Annotated in this window: 13 protein-coding genes; 8 read left to right on the top strand and 5 right to left on the bottom strand. The window is 64.3% G+C overall.

Annotation, left to right across the window (positions count from 1 at the left end; genetic code table 11):
* Window positions 1–56 precede the first annotated feature (56 nt).
* Together HZZ13_RS06420 and HZZ13_RS06415 are read right to left on the bottom strand one after the other, a co-directional pair.
* A complete protein-coding gene (locus HZZ13_RS06420; RefSeq protein WP_197958786.1) occupies window positions 57–1,028 on the bottom strand; it encodes an MBL fold metallo-hydrolase in 972 nt (323 codons plus the stop codon).
* Between the two features lie 206 nt (window positions 1,029–1,234).
* Complete coding sequence (locus tag HZZ13_RS06415; protein WP_197958785.1) at window positions 1,235–1,900, bottom strand: GntR family transcriptional regulator; 666 nt, start codon at window positions 1,898–1,900, stop codon at window positions 1,235–1,237.
* A gap of 114 nt (window positions 1,901–2,014) precedes the next feature.
* On the opposite strand from HZZ13_RS06415, the gene HZZ13_RS06410 reads away from it, so the two are divergent.
* From HZZ13_RS06410 to HZZ13_RS06375, 8 genes are all read left to right on the top strand, one after another.
* The gene (locus tag HZZ13_RS06410; RefSeq protein WP_197958784.1) at window positions 2,015–2,809 is read left to right on the top strand and encodes an enoyl-CoA hydratase/isomerase family protein; all 795 of its coding nucleotides are present in this window, start codon (window positions 2,015–2,017) and stop codon (window positions 2,807–2,809) included.
* A gap of 9 nt (window positions 2,810–2,818) precedes the next feature.
* A complete protein-coding gene (locus tag HZZ13_RS06405) occupies window positions 2,819–4,078 on the top strand; it encodes a CaiB/BaiF CoA transferase family protein (RefSeq protein ID WP_197958783.1) in 1,260 nt (419 codons plus the stop codon).
* Window positions 4,079–4,130: 52 nt separating this feature from the next.
* Window positions 4,131–5,123: a Bug family tripartite tricarboxylate transporter substrate binding protein gene (locus tag HZZ13_RS06400; RefSeq protein WP_197958782.1), complete on the top strand. Its 993-nt coding sequence runs from the start codon at window positions 4,131–4,133 to the stop codon at window positions 5,121–5,123.
* 199 nt (window positions 5,124–5,322) lie between these two features.
* Window positions 5,323–5,802 (top strand): tripartite tricarboxylate transporter TctB family protein, encoded by a 480-nt coding sequence (locus tag HZZ13_RS06395; RefSeq protein ID WP_197958781.1) that lies wholly within the window; start codon window positions 5,323–5,325, stop codon window positions 5,800–5,802.
* 11 nt (window positions 5,803–5,813) lie between these two features.
* Entirely contained in the window at window positions 5,814–7,352 is a 1,539-nt protein-coding gene (locus tag HZZ13_RS06390; protein ID WP_197958780.1) for a tripartite tricarboxylate transporter permease, read from the top strand.
* A complete protein-coding gene (locus HZZ13_RS06385) occupies window positions 7,349–8,353 on the top strand; it encodes a 4-hydroxythreonine-4-phosphate dehydrogenase PdxA (protein ID WP_197958779.1) in 1,005 nt (334 codons plus the stop codon). Before HZZ13_RS06390 ends, HZZ13_RS06385 begins: the two co-directional genes overlap by 4 nt.
* Window positions 8,354–8,487: 134 nt before the next feature.
* The gene (locus HZZ13_RS06380; protein ID WP_197952943.1) at window positions 8,488–8,703 is read left to right on the top strand and encodes a hypothetical protein; all 216 of its coding nucleotides are present in this window, start codon (window positions 8,488–8,490) and stop codon (window positions 8,701–8,703) included.
* 131 nt (window positions 8,704–8,834) lie between these two features.
* Window positions 8,835–9,860, top strand: coding sequence for a glycosyltransferase family 4 protein (locus HZZ13_RS06375; protein WP_197958778.1), 1,026 nt, complete (start codon window positions 8,835–8,837; stop codon window positions 9,858–9,860).
* Window positions 9,861–9,879: 19 nt separating this feature from the next.
* Here the strand turns inward: HZZ13_RS06375 and HZZ13_RS06370 are convergent, their stop codons facing one another.
* From HZZ13_RS06370 to HZZ13_RS06360, 3 genes are all read right to left on the bottom strand, one after another.
* The gene (locus HZZ13_RS06370; RefSeq protein WP_197958777.1) at window positions 9,880–10,623 is read right to left on the bottom strand and encodes an SDR family oxidoreductase; all 744 of its coding nucleotides are present in this window, start codon (window positions 10,621–10,623) and stop codon (window positions 9,880–9,882) included.
* A gap of 205 nt (window positions 10,624–10,828) precedes the next feature.
* Complete coding sequence (locus HZZ13_RS06365; RefSeq protein ID WP_197958776.1) at window positions 10,829–12,061, bottom strand: HlyD family secretion protein; 1,233 nt, start codon at window positions 12,059–12,061, stop codon at window positions 10,829–10,831.
* Window positions 12,054–12,491: a hypothetical protein gene (locus HZZ13_RS06360; RefSeq protein WP_197958775.1), complete on the bottom strand. Its 438-nt coding sequence runs from the start codon at window positions 12,489–12,491 to the stop codon at window positions 12,054–12,056. The genes HZZ13_RS06365 and HZZ13_RS06360 overlap by 8 nt, the downstream gene beginning before the upstream one ends.
* Between the last annotated feature and the right edge of the window lie 333 nt (window positions 12,492–12,824).

The following is a 12,824-nucleotide window of genomic DNA, read 5'->3' as shown; positions in this document are numbered from 1 at the left end:
CTCGTGGGGACCGCACAGGTCCGGGCGGCTCGCGCCGCCCGGACCTGAACTGATGGCTATAGCGTCATCTGCATCGGCTGGGGATAGTAGTGGAAGCCATCTCCGGCCTTGGCGACGTGGCCATAGCCTGGCCAGGCGAAGTGATAGGACATCACCGGGATCTTGTTCGCGGCCAGCATCGTCAACAACTTCACCCGCGATTCCGCTGCCTGCTTGGGATCCGTGTCATACGAGAACTCCATCCGCGGCTTCTCCAGCAGCAGCACCGAATGGTGCGAGAGATCGCCGAGGAAGGCGAACGACTTGCCTGCCGATGTGACCATGAAGATGGTGTGGCCGACGGTGTGGCCGGGCGCCGCGATCGCCTGCACGCCCGGCAGGAATTCCTCGCCGTCCTTGAAGAACTTGATCCGATCCCGGACCGGCAGCAGGTTCTTGCGGGCGTGGACGACGAAGTCCTTGGCGGCGCTGCCGAGCTTGCCTTCGTCGGTCCAGAAGTCGAAATCGCTCTGGGCAATGTAAACTTGCGCGTTGGGGAACAGCGGCTTGCCGCCCTCGTCGACGATGCCGCCGATATGATCGATATGGGCATGCGAGCACACGACGGCATCGATGTCATCCGGCTTGATGCCGGCCTCTGTCATGCTCTTCTGCTGCCGTCCGGTGCTGGCGCCGAACATCTTCGATGAGCCCATGCCGGTGTCGAACAGGATGAGCTTGTCGCCGGTGTTGACGATCGGGGAATTCTGTTCGAGCACGACATTGTCCGGCGACAGGAAATTGTCGGCCAGCATCTTCTTGACCTCTTCCTTGGGAACGCCGGTGAAGGTCCCGGAGGGATCGCCGAGCGGAAGCGGTCCGTCGGACACGACGGTCACCTCGGCCTCGCCGAGAATGAAGCGGTGCCAGTAGGGCGTCTGGGTGCCGAGCTTGGGCGCCCGTGCCATCGCGCTGCTGCCGAGCATGGCGCTGGCGCCGAGACCGGCGCCGAGTGCGAGTAGGGACCGACGTGAGACATCGATTGTCATACGTTTTCTCCGCCTTTGTCTTTTGTTTTGCGCAATTGTTCGCGCCTTGCGACCGCCTGATATTGGCCCCGCGGCCAGAGACGGTGCAAAGCATGCTGCGCCGGTTGCGACAAGCTAGCAAGTGGAATTGCTTGACACCGCACGCAGAGGGCGAATGCCGCGTGCAAAGGCTCGCTGTGCCCAACCAGAGCACGTGGAATTGAGCGTTACGCAATACTCAATGTGACGTCATTGCCTTCCGTCTCGGCAAAACCCGCCTGCAACACCTCTTCGCGCTTGTGACGCAGATGCGCCCGCAAGATGTGGGCGAGGCCGACGCCGTCGCGGCGCTGAAGCGCGTTGAGGATCGCCTCGTGCTCCTTCACGGCGAGCGCCCAGCGCTGCGGCGTCATCGGCGTGACATAGCGCGCGCGCCGGATGCGCGCGGTCACCGAGGCATAAAGCCCGGCGAGCACGGGATTTCCGGCTGCATTCACGATGGCCTCGTGAATGGCGCGGTTGCCGCGATAGTACTGGATCAGGTCGCGCTCGCGATAATGCTGCACCATGTCCGCATGCGCGGCGGCGATCGTGTCGATCTCGGCGTCGCTGATGCGCTCGCAGGCGAGTTCGCCAGCGAGGGCCTCCAAGCCCTGGCAGACCTCGAACAGGTCGCGCATGTCTTTGTCGGTCAGCTTTGCTGCGCGCGAGCCGCGATGCGGCAGCAGCTGCACGAGCCCTTCGGCGGCCAGCACCTTGAGCGCCTCGCGCAGCGGCGTGCGCGAGATCTCGAGCCGCTCACACAGCTCGCGCTCGGGAATCCGCGCGCCCGGCGGGATTTCGCCGTCGAGCAGGATGGCGCGGATGCGGCCAACAACCTCCTCGTGAAGCATGGAAGCGCTCCGTTTTGAATGCAAAAGAGAGATTATCTGGCAATATTCGGAAGTTTTAGCTTGCTAATCGCAAATTTTGCATTCAAAAATGCAAAAAACAAGAGGACATGAGGAATGGACCTGGCTGCGGAGGCGGACGACCTCGTTTTTGAATGCAACGACGGCATCGGGCGGATCACCTTCAACCGCCCGCAGGCCCGCAATGCCTTCACCTTCGCCATGTACGAGCGGCTCGCCGCGATCTGCGAGGAGGCCAACCGCGACCATGCGATCAAGGTGCTGGTGCTGCGCGGGGCCGGCGACAAGGCCTTCGCGTCCGGCACCGACATCAACCAGTTCCGCGAATTCAAAACGCCGCAGGACGCCATCGACTACGAGAACCGGATCGACCGCGTGCTGACCACACTCGAGCAGTGCCGGGTGCCGACGATTGCGGCGATCAACGGGTTCTGCACCGGCGGCGGTGCCGGCATTGCCGCGGCCTGCGACCTCCGCATCGGCACGAAAGCTGCGAAAATCGGATTCCCCATCGCCAGGACGCTCGGCAATTGCCTGTCGATGTCCAATGTCGGCCGTCTCACCGCGCTGATCGGCGCCGCGCGCGTCAAGGATCTCATCTTCACCGCGCGCCTCGTCGACGCCGCGGAGGCCGCAAGCGTCGGGCTGCTCGGCGAGGTCGTCGACGATCTTGCCGCCCTTGAACGACGCGCAGACGAGGTGGCCCGGCTCGTCGCGAGCCATGCGCCGCTGACGCTGAATGCGACCAAGCAGGCTGTCAGCCGTCTGCAACGCCGGCTGACGCAGGACGAGGGCGAGGACCTCATCCTGATGTGCTACACGAGCCAGGACTTTCGCGAAGGGCTCGATGCTTTCCTCAACAAGCGCGCGCCGCAATGGCGCGGCCAATAGGACGAGCCGATGCAAAGCGATCGATCGCAATCCACCTCTCGCCGTTCGGGACCGCTGGCCGGCCTCAAGGTCATTGATCTCACTCACGTCATGGCGGGACCGACCTGCACCCTGATGCTCGCCGACATGGGCGCCGACGTCATCAAGATCGAGAAATGGCCGAACGGCGATGACACCCGCCATTCGGTGCCGCCGAAGATCGGCGACGAGGCGGCGTCGTTCCTGATGATGAACCGCAACAAGCGCGGCATCGTGCTCGACCTGAAGACCGATGGTGGCAAAGAGGTGCTGCGCCGGCTGATCGCGGATGCCGACGTGCTGGTCGAGAACTTTGCGCCGGGCGCGATGGAGCGCCTCGGCTTCGGCTATGAAGCGCTGCACGCGGAATTCCCGGCGCTGATCTATTGCTCGCTGTCGGGATTCGGCCGCACCGGGCCCTACAAGCACCGCAGGGGATTCGACCTCGTCGCGCAAGCCATGAGCGGCATCATGAGCTTTACCGGCGAGCGCCCCGACGGCCCGCCGGTCAAATGCGGGCCGCCGCTGTCCGACATCACCGCCGGCCTGCTCGCGAGCATGGGCATCCTTGCGGCCTACACCCATCGCCTCAAGACCGGCGAAGGGCAGTGGGTCGAGACCTCGCTCTATGAAGCTGCGCTGGTGCAGACCTATTGGCAGTCGACCATCGCGCTCGCGGCGGGCACCGCGCCGCGCGCGATGGGCTCGGCGCATCCGCTCAACGCGCCGTACCAGGCCTTCGAAGCCTCGGACGGCTGGCTCGTGGTCGGCGGCGCCAACAAGAAGCATTGGCTGTTGATGCTGGAAGCGCTCGGCGCGAGCGAGCTCGCCGACGATCCGCGCTTCGTCACCGGTGCCGATCGCATGGCCAACCTGAAGGAGCTCGAAGCCGTCCTCAGCGAGCGCTTCCGCACCAGGTCGCGGGCGCATTGGTTGGCGGCGCTGGACGAGAAGGGCGTGCCGTGCGGCCCTGTGCACGACATGCTGGAGGCTCTCAGCGACCCGCAGACGCTGGCGCGCGAGATGGTGGTGGAGGTCGAGCACTCCACGCTCGGGCCCGTCAAGACGATCGGGCTTCCCGTCAAGTTTTCGGAGACCCCGGGCAAAGTGCGCTCAGGCGCACCGGTCTATGGTGAGCACACGCGAGAGGTTCTGGCCGAGCACGGATTCGACCAGTCACGAATCGAAGCGCTCGAAAAAGAAGGCGCGATCGTCTCGGCCCTGGAAAGACGCGAGGAACACGTCGCCTGACCGGACGTCGATACGACAACGACAAAAGATAAAGAATCAGCTGGAGGAAATCATGGGTCGGACGTCAACATTTCTGCTCTCCGCCGCTGTAGCCGTGCTCGGCGGCACCATGCCGGCGCTCGCGGCTTGGCAACCGCAAAAGCCGATCGAGTTCATTGCAACCGCCGGGCCCGGCGGCGGCACCGACAATCTCGCGCGCGCGGTGCAGAACATCATCACCAAACACAAGTTGATCGAGCAGCCGATCGTCGTCGTCAACAAGGGCGGCGGCAGCGGCGCCGAGGGCTATGTCTACGGCAAGGCGTCCGCAGGCGATCCCTACAAGGTGATCTTCGGCACCTCGAACGCCTGGCAGCAGCCGCTCGTCTCCAAGGTCGCCTTCAACTACACCGATCTCACCCCGATCGCGGCGATGGCGCAGGACGAGTTCCTGCTCTGGGTCAAGCAGGACGCGCCATACAAGACCGCGGGCGATTATCTGAAGGCGGCTGCATCGGGCGAATTCAAGATGGGCGGCGCGCAGTCCAAGGACACCGACGAGGTGCTGACGCGCATGATCGAGAAGGTCGGCAAGGTCAAGCTGACCTACATCCCCTTCAAGAGCGGCGCCGAGACCGCCGTGCAGCTCGCCGGCGGCCATCTCGACTCCCACGTCAACAACCCCAGCGAAAGCCTCGGGCAATGGCGCGGCGGCACGCAGCGACCGCTCTGCGTGTTCAGCCCGAAGCGGCTGCCGCAGGGGCCGAAAATCACGGCGACCGAAGGCTGGAGCGACGTTCCGACCTGCGTCGAGCAGGGCCTCGACATCAAGCAATATGAGCAGCCGCGCACGGTGTGGCTGCCCGGCAAGGTCACGCCGGAGCAGGCCGCGTTCTATGTCGATCTCATGAAGAAGGTGCAGGCAACGCCGGAGTGGAAGGACTATATCGAGAAGACCTCCCAGGTCGACACGTTCCTGACCGGTGCCGAGCTCGAAAAATTCATCAAGGAGGACCTCGAGCGCGTCAAGCAGGTCGCAGGCGAGCAGGGCTGGCTGGTCAAGTGAGGTTTGGCGGCCAGATCGCCCGCGGCCATCCTTCGAGACGCCCGCCTGCGGCGGGCCCTCAGGATGAGGTCGCCGGTTGTGGCGAGATGCCAGACCCTCATGGTGAGGAGCCCGCCAAAGCGGGCGTCTCGAACCATGCAGGCCCAGCTCGTTCGGCAGGCTTTCCGATAGTCACGGGATCGCTTCAAAGGACCACGCCATGATCTCTCGCCGCGCGCTTGAACTTGCCACCGCCGTGCTCACGGGCAGCTTCGGCGTGGCCGTCGTCGTCTCCAGCCTCGACAACGGCATCGGCTGGTCGAGCGCGGGCGTCGACGCTGGCACGTTCCCGTTCCTGACCGGGATCATCGTCGTGCTCGGCAGCCTCTACAATCTGGTGCGAGGCCTGCTGCCGGCCGCGACGCTCGCAAACGTTCCCATCGCGATCACGTCGATCGAGCTGCGCCGGCTCGCCGGCCTGTTCGTGCCGGCCGCGATCTTCGTCGCCGCGATCCCGCTCGCCGGGATGTACGTCGCCTCGGCCCTCTATGTCTTCGCCGTGCTGGCGATCCCCCGGCAGCAATCGGTGCCGCGCGCGCTCGCCATGGCAGGAGCCACAGCGCTCGCGCTCTACCTCGTGTTCGAGCGCATGTTCCAGGTCAGTCTGCCGCACGGCGCGCTCGCCGCCTTCGGGTTCTGACGGAGGGCCCGATGGACAATCTCGCGGAGCTCCTGCACGGCTTCACCATCGCGGTCACGGCACCGCATCTGGCGCTGATGGTGGTCGGCGTGCTGCTCGGCATTCTCGTCGGCGTGCTGCCGGGGCTGGGCGCGCCGAACGGCGTGTCGCTGCTCCTGCCGCTCACCTTCGGCATGCAGCCCGTCTCGGCCATCATCCTGCTCTCCAGCATGTATTGGGGCGCACTGTTCGGGGGATCGGTGACCTCCATCCTGTTCAACATTCCGGGCGAGCCGTCGTCGGTGGCGACCACCTTTGACGGCTATCCGATGGCGCGCGACGGCCGGCCGACCACAGCGCTCGCGACCGCCTTCGGTTCGGCGGCGTTCGGCGCGCTGGTCGGCGTCATCCTGATCACCTTCCTCGCCTCCTGGGTGGCGCAGGTTGCGCTCGCCTTCGGGCCGGCCGAGTATTTTGCGGTGTATTTCCTCGCCTTTGCCAGCTTCGTCGGCATGGGCGGCGCGGCACCGATCAAGACGGTCGTGGCGCTGGCGCTCGGCTTTGCCATCGCCGCCATCGGCATCGACACGGTGTCCGGCAGCGTGCGCCTCACCATGGGCGTGGACGAGCTGGTCAAGGGCGTGAGCTTCGTCGTCGCGGTGATGGGGCTGTTCGGCATCGGCGAACTGCTGGTCGCAGTCGAGGAGGAATTTCACGCCCGCGCGGTCTCCTCGACGATCGATTGGCGCGAGGTGTTTCGCGCCGTCGCCCGCCTGCCGCGGCACGGCGTCGCCCTGCTGCGCAGTGCCGCGATCGGCTGCTGGATGGGCATCACGCCGGGCGGTCCGACCGCGGCCTCCTTCATGAGCTACGGCATCGCGCGGCGCTTTTCACGCCGCGGCCGGCATTTCGGCACGGGCGAGGTCGAAGGTATCATCTCGCCGGAGACGGCCGATCATGCCGCCGGGACCAGCGCGCTGCTGCCGATGCTCTCGCTCGGCATTCCCGGCTCGGCGACCGCGGCCGTGATGATGGGTGGGCTGATGATCTGGGGCCTCAATCCCGGGCCCATGCTGTTCGTGGACCAAAAGGATTTCGTCTGGGGCCTGATCGCCTCGATGTATGTCGGCAACATCGTTGCCGTCGTCCTGGTGCTGCTGACGGTGCCGGTGTTCGCCGCCCTGATGCGGATTCCCTTCGTGGTGATCGCGCCGCTGATCGTGATCATCTGCGTCGTCGGCGCCTATTCGGTGTCGAACTCCTATCTCGACGTCGTCATGATGCTCGGCTTTGGAATCGTCGGCTATCTCTTCAAGAAGCTGTTCTATCCCTTAGCGCCGCTCGTGCTCGCGATCGTCATCGGCGACAAGGCCGAGGACGCGTTCCGGCAGTCGATGCTGATCTCCAAGGGATCGCTCGGCATCTTCTTTGCGAACAACCTGGTGACGTGCCTGATCGTGGGCGGCATCGCGCTGCTGCTGCTTCCGCTCGTATTGCAGCTGACGCGGCTCTGGCGCAAACCCGCATCCGCCGCGACCGAGACGTCAGTCCAGGAAAAGGTGATCATATGACCTCAAAGCCGCTCGTTGCATTGGCAATGGGAGATCCTGCCGGCATCAGTCCGGAGCTGACGGCGAAGCTCGTGGCGCAGGACGACATCCGCGCGCGCTGCCGGCTCGTCGTCATCGGCGACCGCCGTATCTTCGACGAGGGGGCGCGCGTCGCTGGCGTCCGACCGGACTTGTCCGCGGTGGAGCAGGGTGCCGACCTTCGCGCGGCGCAGGAAGATGCGCTGTTCATCGATCTCCGCCACCTCGACCCCAGTGAGGTCGAGCCGAAGACCGCGACCCTTGCCGGCGGAAAATTTGCGCTGGCCAATTACAGTCATGCCCTCGAACTCGGCCGCGACGGCCATGTCGATGCGGTCTGTTTCACCCCCTTCAACAAGCAGGCGATGCGCCTTGCCCGTGCCGAGTACGACGACGAGATCGCGTTCTCGGCCGAGGTCGTCGGTCTCAAAACGCCGGCGAGCGAATTCAACGTGCTGGACCGGCTCTGGAACGCACGGGTCACGTCGCACATCCCGCTCAAGGACGTCGCTGCAAAGCTGTCCGGCGAACGCATCCATCGCGCGCTCAAGCTGACGGATTCCTGCATGCGCAATGCCGGCTTTGTGCGGCCGCGCATCGCGGTCGCAGGCCTCAATCCCCATGCCGGGGACGGCGGCAATTTCGGCCGCGAGGAGATCGAGTTGATTGCGCCGGTGGTCGCGGCGAGCCAGCGCGAGGGCATTGCCGCGGAGGGACCGTTTCCCGCCGACACCGTGTTCCTGCGCGCCAAGGCTGGCGCCTTCGATGCCGTGCTGACGATGTATCACGACCAGGGCCAGATCGCGATGAAGCTGATGGGTTTCGATCGCGGCGTGACCTTGCTCGGCGGCTTCCCTTTTCCGATCTGCACGCCCGCGCACGGAACCGCCTACGACATCGCGGGGCAAGGCATCGCCTCGATTGGTGCCAGCCGCGCCGCGCTGCTGCTCGCAGCGCAGATGGCGGCGCGCCGCACCGTCTGATCTACACGCACCAAGGAACGCGGCCTGACTGCGCTCGTCTTGCGTGCAGGATTAGACTTTCGGGAAATAGTGGAAACTTCCACCGCTGCGACGAGTTGGCGTGCCATGGACAATCTCCATGTCGGAGCTGGAACATGGTCGACGAAGGCCCGCTACGAACAGCGGTGGACACCGCTTGGTGCGTGTACCGCGCGCGGCATCAGGATGTCGATGCTGCGGATGGCCGTCGCTGCCTGCTCGAGCGTCATCTGCAAGGGAGACGGGAAGCGCGCGAGAGAAACGGTGATGCCCAGGAACTCGCAGCATTCGGGCTCGCCTATCTCGAACGGCTCTCCGATGACGAATGTTGAGGCTCATTGAGAGGCGCATCTGCCGCCTGGCGAGCGCAAGCGCAAGGCCGGATTGGACGTTGCTCGCGATATCGAACCTCCTATCCGCAGCTGTCGTGCTGATCCTGCTGTCAGCAGTGTAGCGGGCTCCGATGCGCATCGCCCAGCTTGCTCCGCTGGCCGAAAGCGTCCCTCCGAAGCTTTACGGCGGCACCGAGCGGGTGGTGGCCTGGCTTGTGGACGAGCTTGTCGCGCTCGGCCACGACGTCACTCTCTTCGCCAGCGGCGACTCCCGAACGACAGGTAAACTCCACCCAGTGTGGCCACGCGCGCTACGTCTCGGCCGAAAGGGCGCCGATCCGAGTGCAGCCTGCGCGATGCTGCTGGAAGCGATCGCGAGACGAGCCGGGGACTTCGATGTGATCCACTCGCATGTCGACTGGCTGCCACTGCCGTTGCTCAGTCGCCTTGGCGTGCCGTTCCTGACGACCATGCACGGGCGCCTCGACTTGCCAGGCTTGCCTGACGTGGTTCGGCAGTTCCCCGAGGCGTGCTTCGTGTCGATTTCCGATCACCAGCGGCTGCCGCTTCCGGATGCGAAATGGGTGGAAACGATCCAGCACGGGTTGCCGTCGGAGCTGTTGCAACCCTCTTACGAGGAGGGGTCCTATCTGGCGTTTCTTGGCCGCCTCACGGAAGACAAGGGGCCAGAAGACGCCATCCGCATCGCACACGCAGCCCGGATGCCTCTCCGCATCGCAGCGAAGATACCGCGCGCCGAGACGGCCTATTTCAGAAAGCACCTGCAGCCCCGCATCGACGGTGAGAAGATCCAGCTTGTCGGCGAAGTCGATGACGCCCAGAAGCAGCCGTTCCTTAGCCGAGCCGCTGCTCTGTTATTTCCGATCGCTTGGCCGGAGCCTTTCGGGTTGGTGATGATCGAGGCGATGGCCTGCGGAACGCCCGTGATCGCCTACCGCTCCGGCTCGGTTCCCGAGGTCATCGAGCACGGCCTGACCGGTTTCATCGTCGAGAACGAGGAGCAAGCCGTCAAGGCGATCAGCGAATTGGGCAAGCTGGATCGGAGGAGGGTGCGCGCCCGTTTCGAGGAGCGGTTCACTGCACACCGAATGGCGCGCCAGTATGAAGACCGATATCGTGAGCTGATTGCTGCGTGATGGCAGGCCGGCCCGAGCCTCAGAGGCGCGCGAGCCATTTTGCGAGCGGCGTCGCCCCGAGCCGTGCCTCGCCGAGCGGGTTCAGCGACGTGTCGTCGATGGGGGCGCCGTAATACAGCGCCTTCGGATCTCCGATCACGGGGCGTGGGTCGCCGGACGCCTTCAGGCGGCGTGCGATGAATTTATTGAAGGGGGCCTTCTCAGGGCCGGCGATATCGATCGTGCCGTTGAGCGGCCGGCCGGTTGCGACCTCCGCGAGGCGATCGACGACGTCGTCGGCCGCGATTGGCTGAAACTGAGCCGTGGGAACCACGATCTTTCCATTGATCGCGCTTGTGTCGGCAATGGCCGCGAGGAATTCGAAGAACTGGGTGGCGCGCACGATCGAGTAGGGGATAGAGGCGGACTTAATGACCGTTTCCTGCGCCAGCTTGGCACGGAAATAGGCGTTGTCGGGCGAGCGGTCGGTGCCGACGATCGAGAGCGCCACGTGATGCTTCACGCCTGCTGCGGCCTCCGCCGCGACGAGATTCTCGCTCGATCGCTGGAAGAACGCGAGCACCGCTGCCGGTTCCCAGGACGGCGCGTTGGCGACGTCGACGACCACATCCGCGCCCGAAAGCGCTGCGGCAAGGCCTTCCCCGGTCACGGCGTTCACGCCCGATTTCGGCGAGGCCGCCACCGCTTCGTGGCCTTGCTGCTTGAGCTTCGCCACCAGTCTTGATCCGATCAATCCGGTTCCGCCGATCACGACGATCTTCATGGCTTGCCTCCTTGCGATTGCGGAGCGCGAGATACTGATGCCAGCTCCCAGCTCTCCCACCAACGCCCTCAATGATCCGAACATGTCTTACCCGAGCAATCAGGGCAGGCTCTTGTCCGAAACGCCTGCCTTGCCGAAAAATGCTTCAGAGAGATTGTTACGACACGGCACGATTGTTCAGGGATCATTCCCCTAAGTCTCGGGATCAGTGGCCGCTCAGCACCAACGTCTTGACCGGCAACAGCAGCGCTTGAATGCGCAACAGAAGAGCATGCACGAGCCCGGTGGCATCGACGACGTGCAGGGCAAATCCCCTCAGCGTGCTGGTCTTGGGGTCTGCAATCACATCGTGGTTGCTCGTATAGGCGTTGACGATGCAGGTTGAGCCTGGCGTGACGCCCTCCAGCCCATTCTTATAGAGGGGTTCCAGAAACACCAGGATCGTGCCCGGCTGCCGCAGGTTTTGCGGATCGACGAGCTGTTCGCCCGAGCGGAATTGACCCGCGGCGATGTAGTCCTGCACGCCTGTGACCACGAGTGGAATGATCACCCAGGGCTTCGAGATGCAGGTCGCCTCCGCAAGCATGCCGGGGCGCATGACCTGGGCTTCGATCTGACCGAAGCCGGCCTGCAATGCGCGCCGGCCGGCGCCCTCCGGAATCAAGAGGCCGGCCGGTCGCATCATCTGATTGACGACGTCGCCCGGACGCAGAAGGAATTGCTCTACCCGTCCATCGACGCCGGCCCGCACGAAGGTCTTGTCGAGGTCGACTTGCGCCTCTGCCATTGCGGCCTCGGCGCTCGCCTTCTCGGCCGGCAGCAGCGTGGAAACCCGCAGCGTCGAAGCCTCCCTGCCAGCATTGGCGGCATCGATGCCTGCCTGCCGTTGGTCGACGGTGACCTGGAGTTTCTCGATGTCGCGCTGCGGCACGATCCCGGGATTGCGGCGCTGCAATTCGCTCTTGGTGTCGAGCTCATCCCTGGCTTGCTGCCAGGCCGCCTTCGCTTCTCCGATCTGGGCCTCCGCTTTGACCACATCGGCCCGTGCGCTGATCAGCGAGGCATCGACTTCGGCGACCTTTCGTTTCGCCGTTTCGAGCGCCGCCTGCTGCTTCGTACTGTCCAGCCGGAAGAGGACGGCGCCTTTCTTCACAGGCGCGCTGTAGTCGACGTTGACTTCGACGACGCGGCCGGCCACTTCGGGCAGGATCGGCACGGTGCGGAAGTAGAGCGCTGCGGACGTGGTCGACGGATGATAGTAGAAGATCATGGTGATCAGCGCGACGGTCAGCATCAGGCAGCCGGTGATGCCCCACCTCAGCTCATACCAGACCGAGTAGAGCGTGATTTCCTGTCCGAACCGCTTGTTCTGCTGATAGCGGCGATAGAGGTAGTCCGGCAGGATCGTCACGAGCGAGCAGAGCAGGAGCTCAAGCATGATCTTGAACTCCCTCGTTCGACGTGCTCTTCGGGCCGGAATTGCCGATCCGCCCGTCATCGGGTGCCAATTGAGGCGTCTGCGGCGCCGCATCGGCGATCCGTTCCACTGAGCCGGCGATGGTGCGCAGCGGCGTCGAGAAGTCCGGCAGGTCGATCATCGCGAGCAGGAGACCTGCGATCCAGAAGATGTGCATGTGTGTGAACAGCGAGATGAGGCCGAGCACGGCGACGATCTCGAATTGCAGCTTCTGCGATTTGTGCGCCATGCGCTCCGGAAGGCTGTGCAGCTTCCAATACAGAGTGCCTACCCACAACACGATGACGATGAGGAAGATGGCCATCACGACCATCAGGGCATCCGACCCGTCGGGCCCGGGCACGAAGAACGGCAGATGATGAGGCGCTGCCGGATGCATTTGTTCGCTCAAGCTTGTTCTCCCTGCCCAGAAGAAGCCTGAGAGCCCACGGTGAGGCTCTTGCATTGACCAGCATAGTTCCCCAACACGGGAGCTGGAGCAAGGACTGCGTCGAGACGGCGTTGCGTTCAGTGTGTGCTAGATCGCCGCGCTCAATGACCTGATCCAGAGACGGTTATCGGACACGGACAACTGCACCGCCGCATTGGCCCTCTCGCCGGTGCTTAGGAGATTGCGGCTAATTTGCCAGACGTGTCAAAGCCGCTCGGGCTGACGAAAAACACCAGAGAAAACAATCCCATGGCTACTGTGCATGGGGTTGTTTTATGGGTTTTGATCGGGGCG

This window comes from Bradyrhizobium agreste (assembly GCF_016031625.1).
Classification (GTDB): domain Bacteria; phylum Pseudomonadota; class Alphaproteobacteria; order Rhizobiales; family Xanthobacteraceae; genus Bradyrhizobium; species Bradyrhizobium agreste.
The sequence above is the reverse complement of the archived record's forward strand: the minus strand, read 5'-3'. Positions and strand labels throughout refer to the sequence as shown.

Excerpts from the sequence above, each read along its gene's own strand:
- HZZ13_RS06390 (WP_197958780.1), top strand. The coding sequence starts at position 5,814 with ATGGACAATCTCGCGGAGCTCCTGCACGGCTTCACCATCGCGGTCACG.
- HZZ13_RS06370 (WP_197958777.1), bottom strand. The coding sequence starts at position 10,623 with ATGAAGATCGTCGTGATCGGCGGAACCGGATTGATCGGATCAAGACTG.
- HZZ13_RS06375 (WP_197958778.1), top strand. The coding sequence starts at position 8,835 with ATGCGCATCGCCCAGCTTGCTCCGCTGGCCGAAAGCGTCCCTCCGAAG.
- HZZ13_RS06405 (WP_197958783.1), top strand. The coding sequence starts at position 2,819 with ATGCAAAGCGATCGATCGCAATCCACCTCTCGCCGTTCGGGACCGCTG.
- HZZ13_RS06395 (WP_197958781.1), top strand. The coding sequence starts at position 5,323 with ATGATCTCTCGCCGCGCGCTTGAACTTGCCACCGCCGTGCTCACGGGC.
- HZZ13_RS06400 (WP_197958782.1), top strand. The coding sequence starts at position 4,131 with ATGGGTCGGACGTCAACATTTCTGCTCTCCGCCGCTGTAGCCGTGCTC.
- HZZ13_RS06410 (WP_197958784.1), top strand. The coding sequence starts at position 2,015 with ATGGACCTGGCTGCGGAGGCGGACGACCTCGTTTTTGAATGCAACGAC.
- HZZ13_RS06365 (WP_197958776.1), bottom strand. The coding sequence starts at position 12,061 with ATGCTTGAGCTCCTGCTCTGCTCGCTCGTGACGATCCTGCCGGACTAC.
- HZZ13_RS06420 (WP_197958786.1), bottom strand. The coding sequence starts at position 1,028 with ATGACAATCGATGTCTCACGTCGGTCCCTACTCGCACTCGGCGCCGGT.
- HZZ13_RS06380 (WP_197952943.1), top strand. The coding sequence starts at position 8,488 with ATGGTCGACGAAGGCCCGCTACGAACAGCGGTGGACACCGCTTGGTGC.
- HZZ13_RS06415 (WP_197958785.1), bottom strand. The coding sequence starts at position 1,900 with ATGCTTCACGAGGAGGTTGTTGGCCGCATCCGCGCCATCCTGCTCGAC.
- HZZ13_RS06385 (WP_197958779.1), top strand. The coding sequence starts at position 7,349 with ATGACCTCAAAGCCGCTCGTTGCATTGGCAATGGGAGATCCTGCCGGC.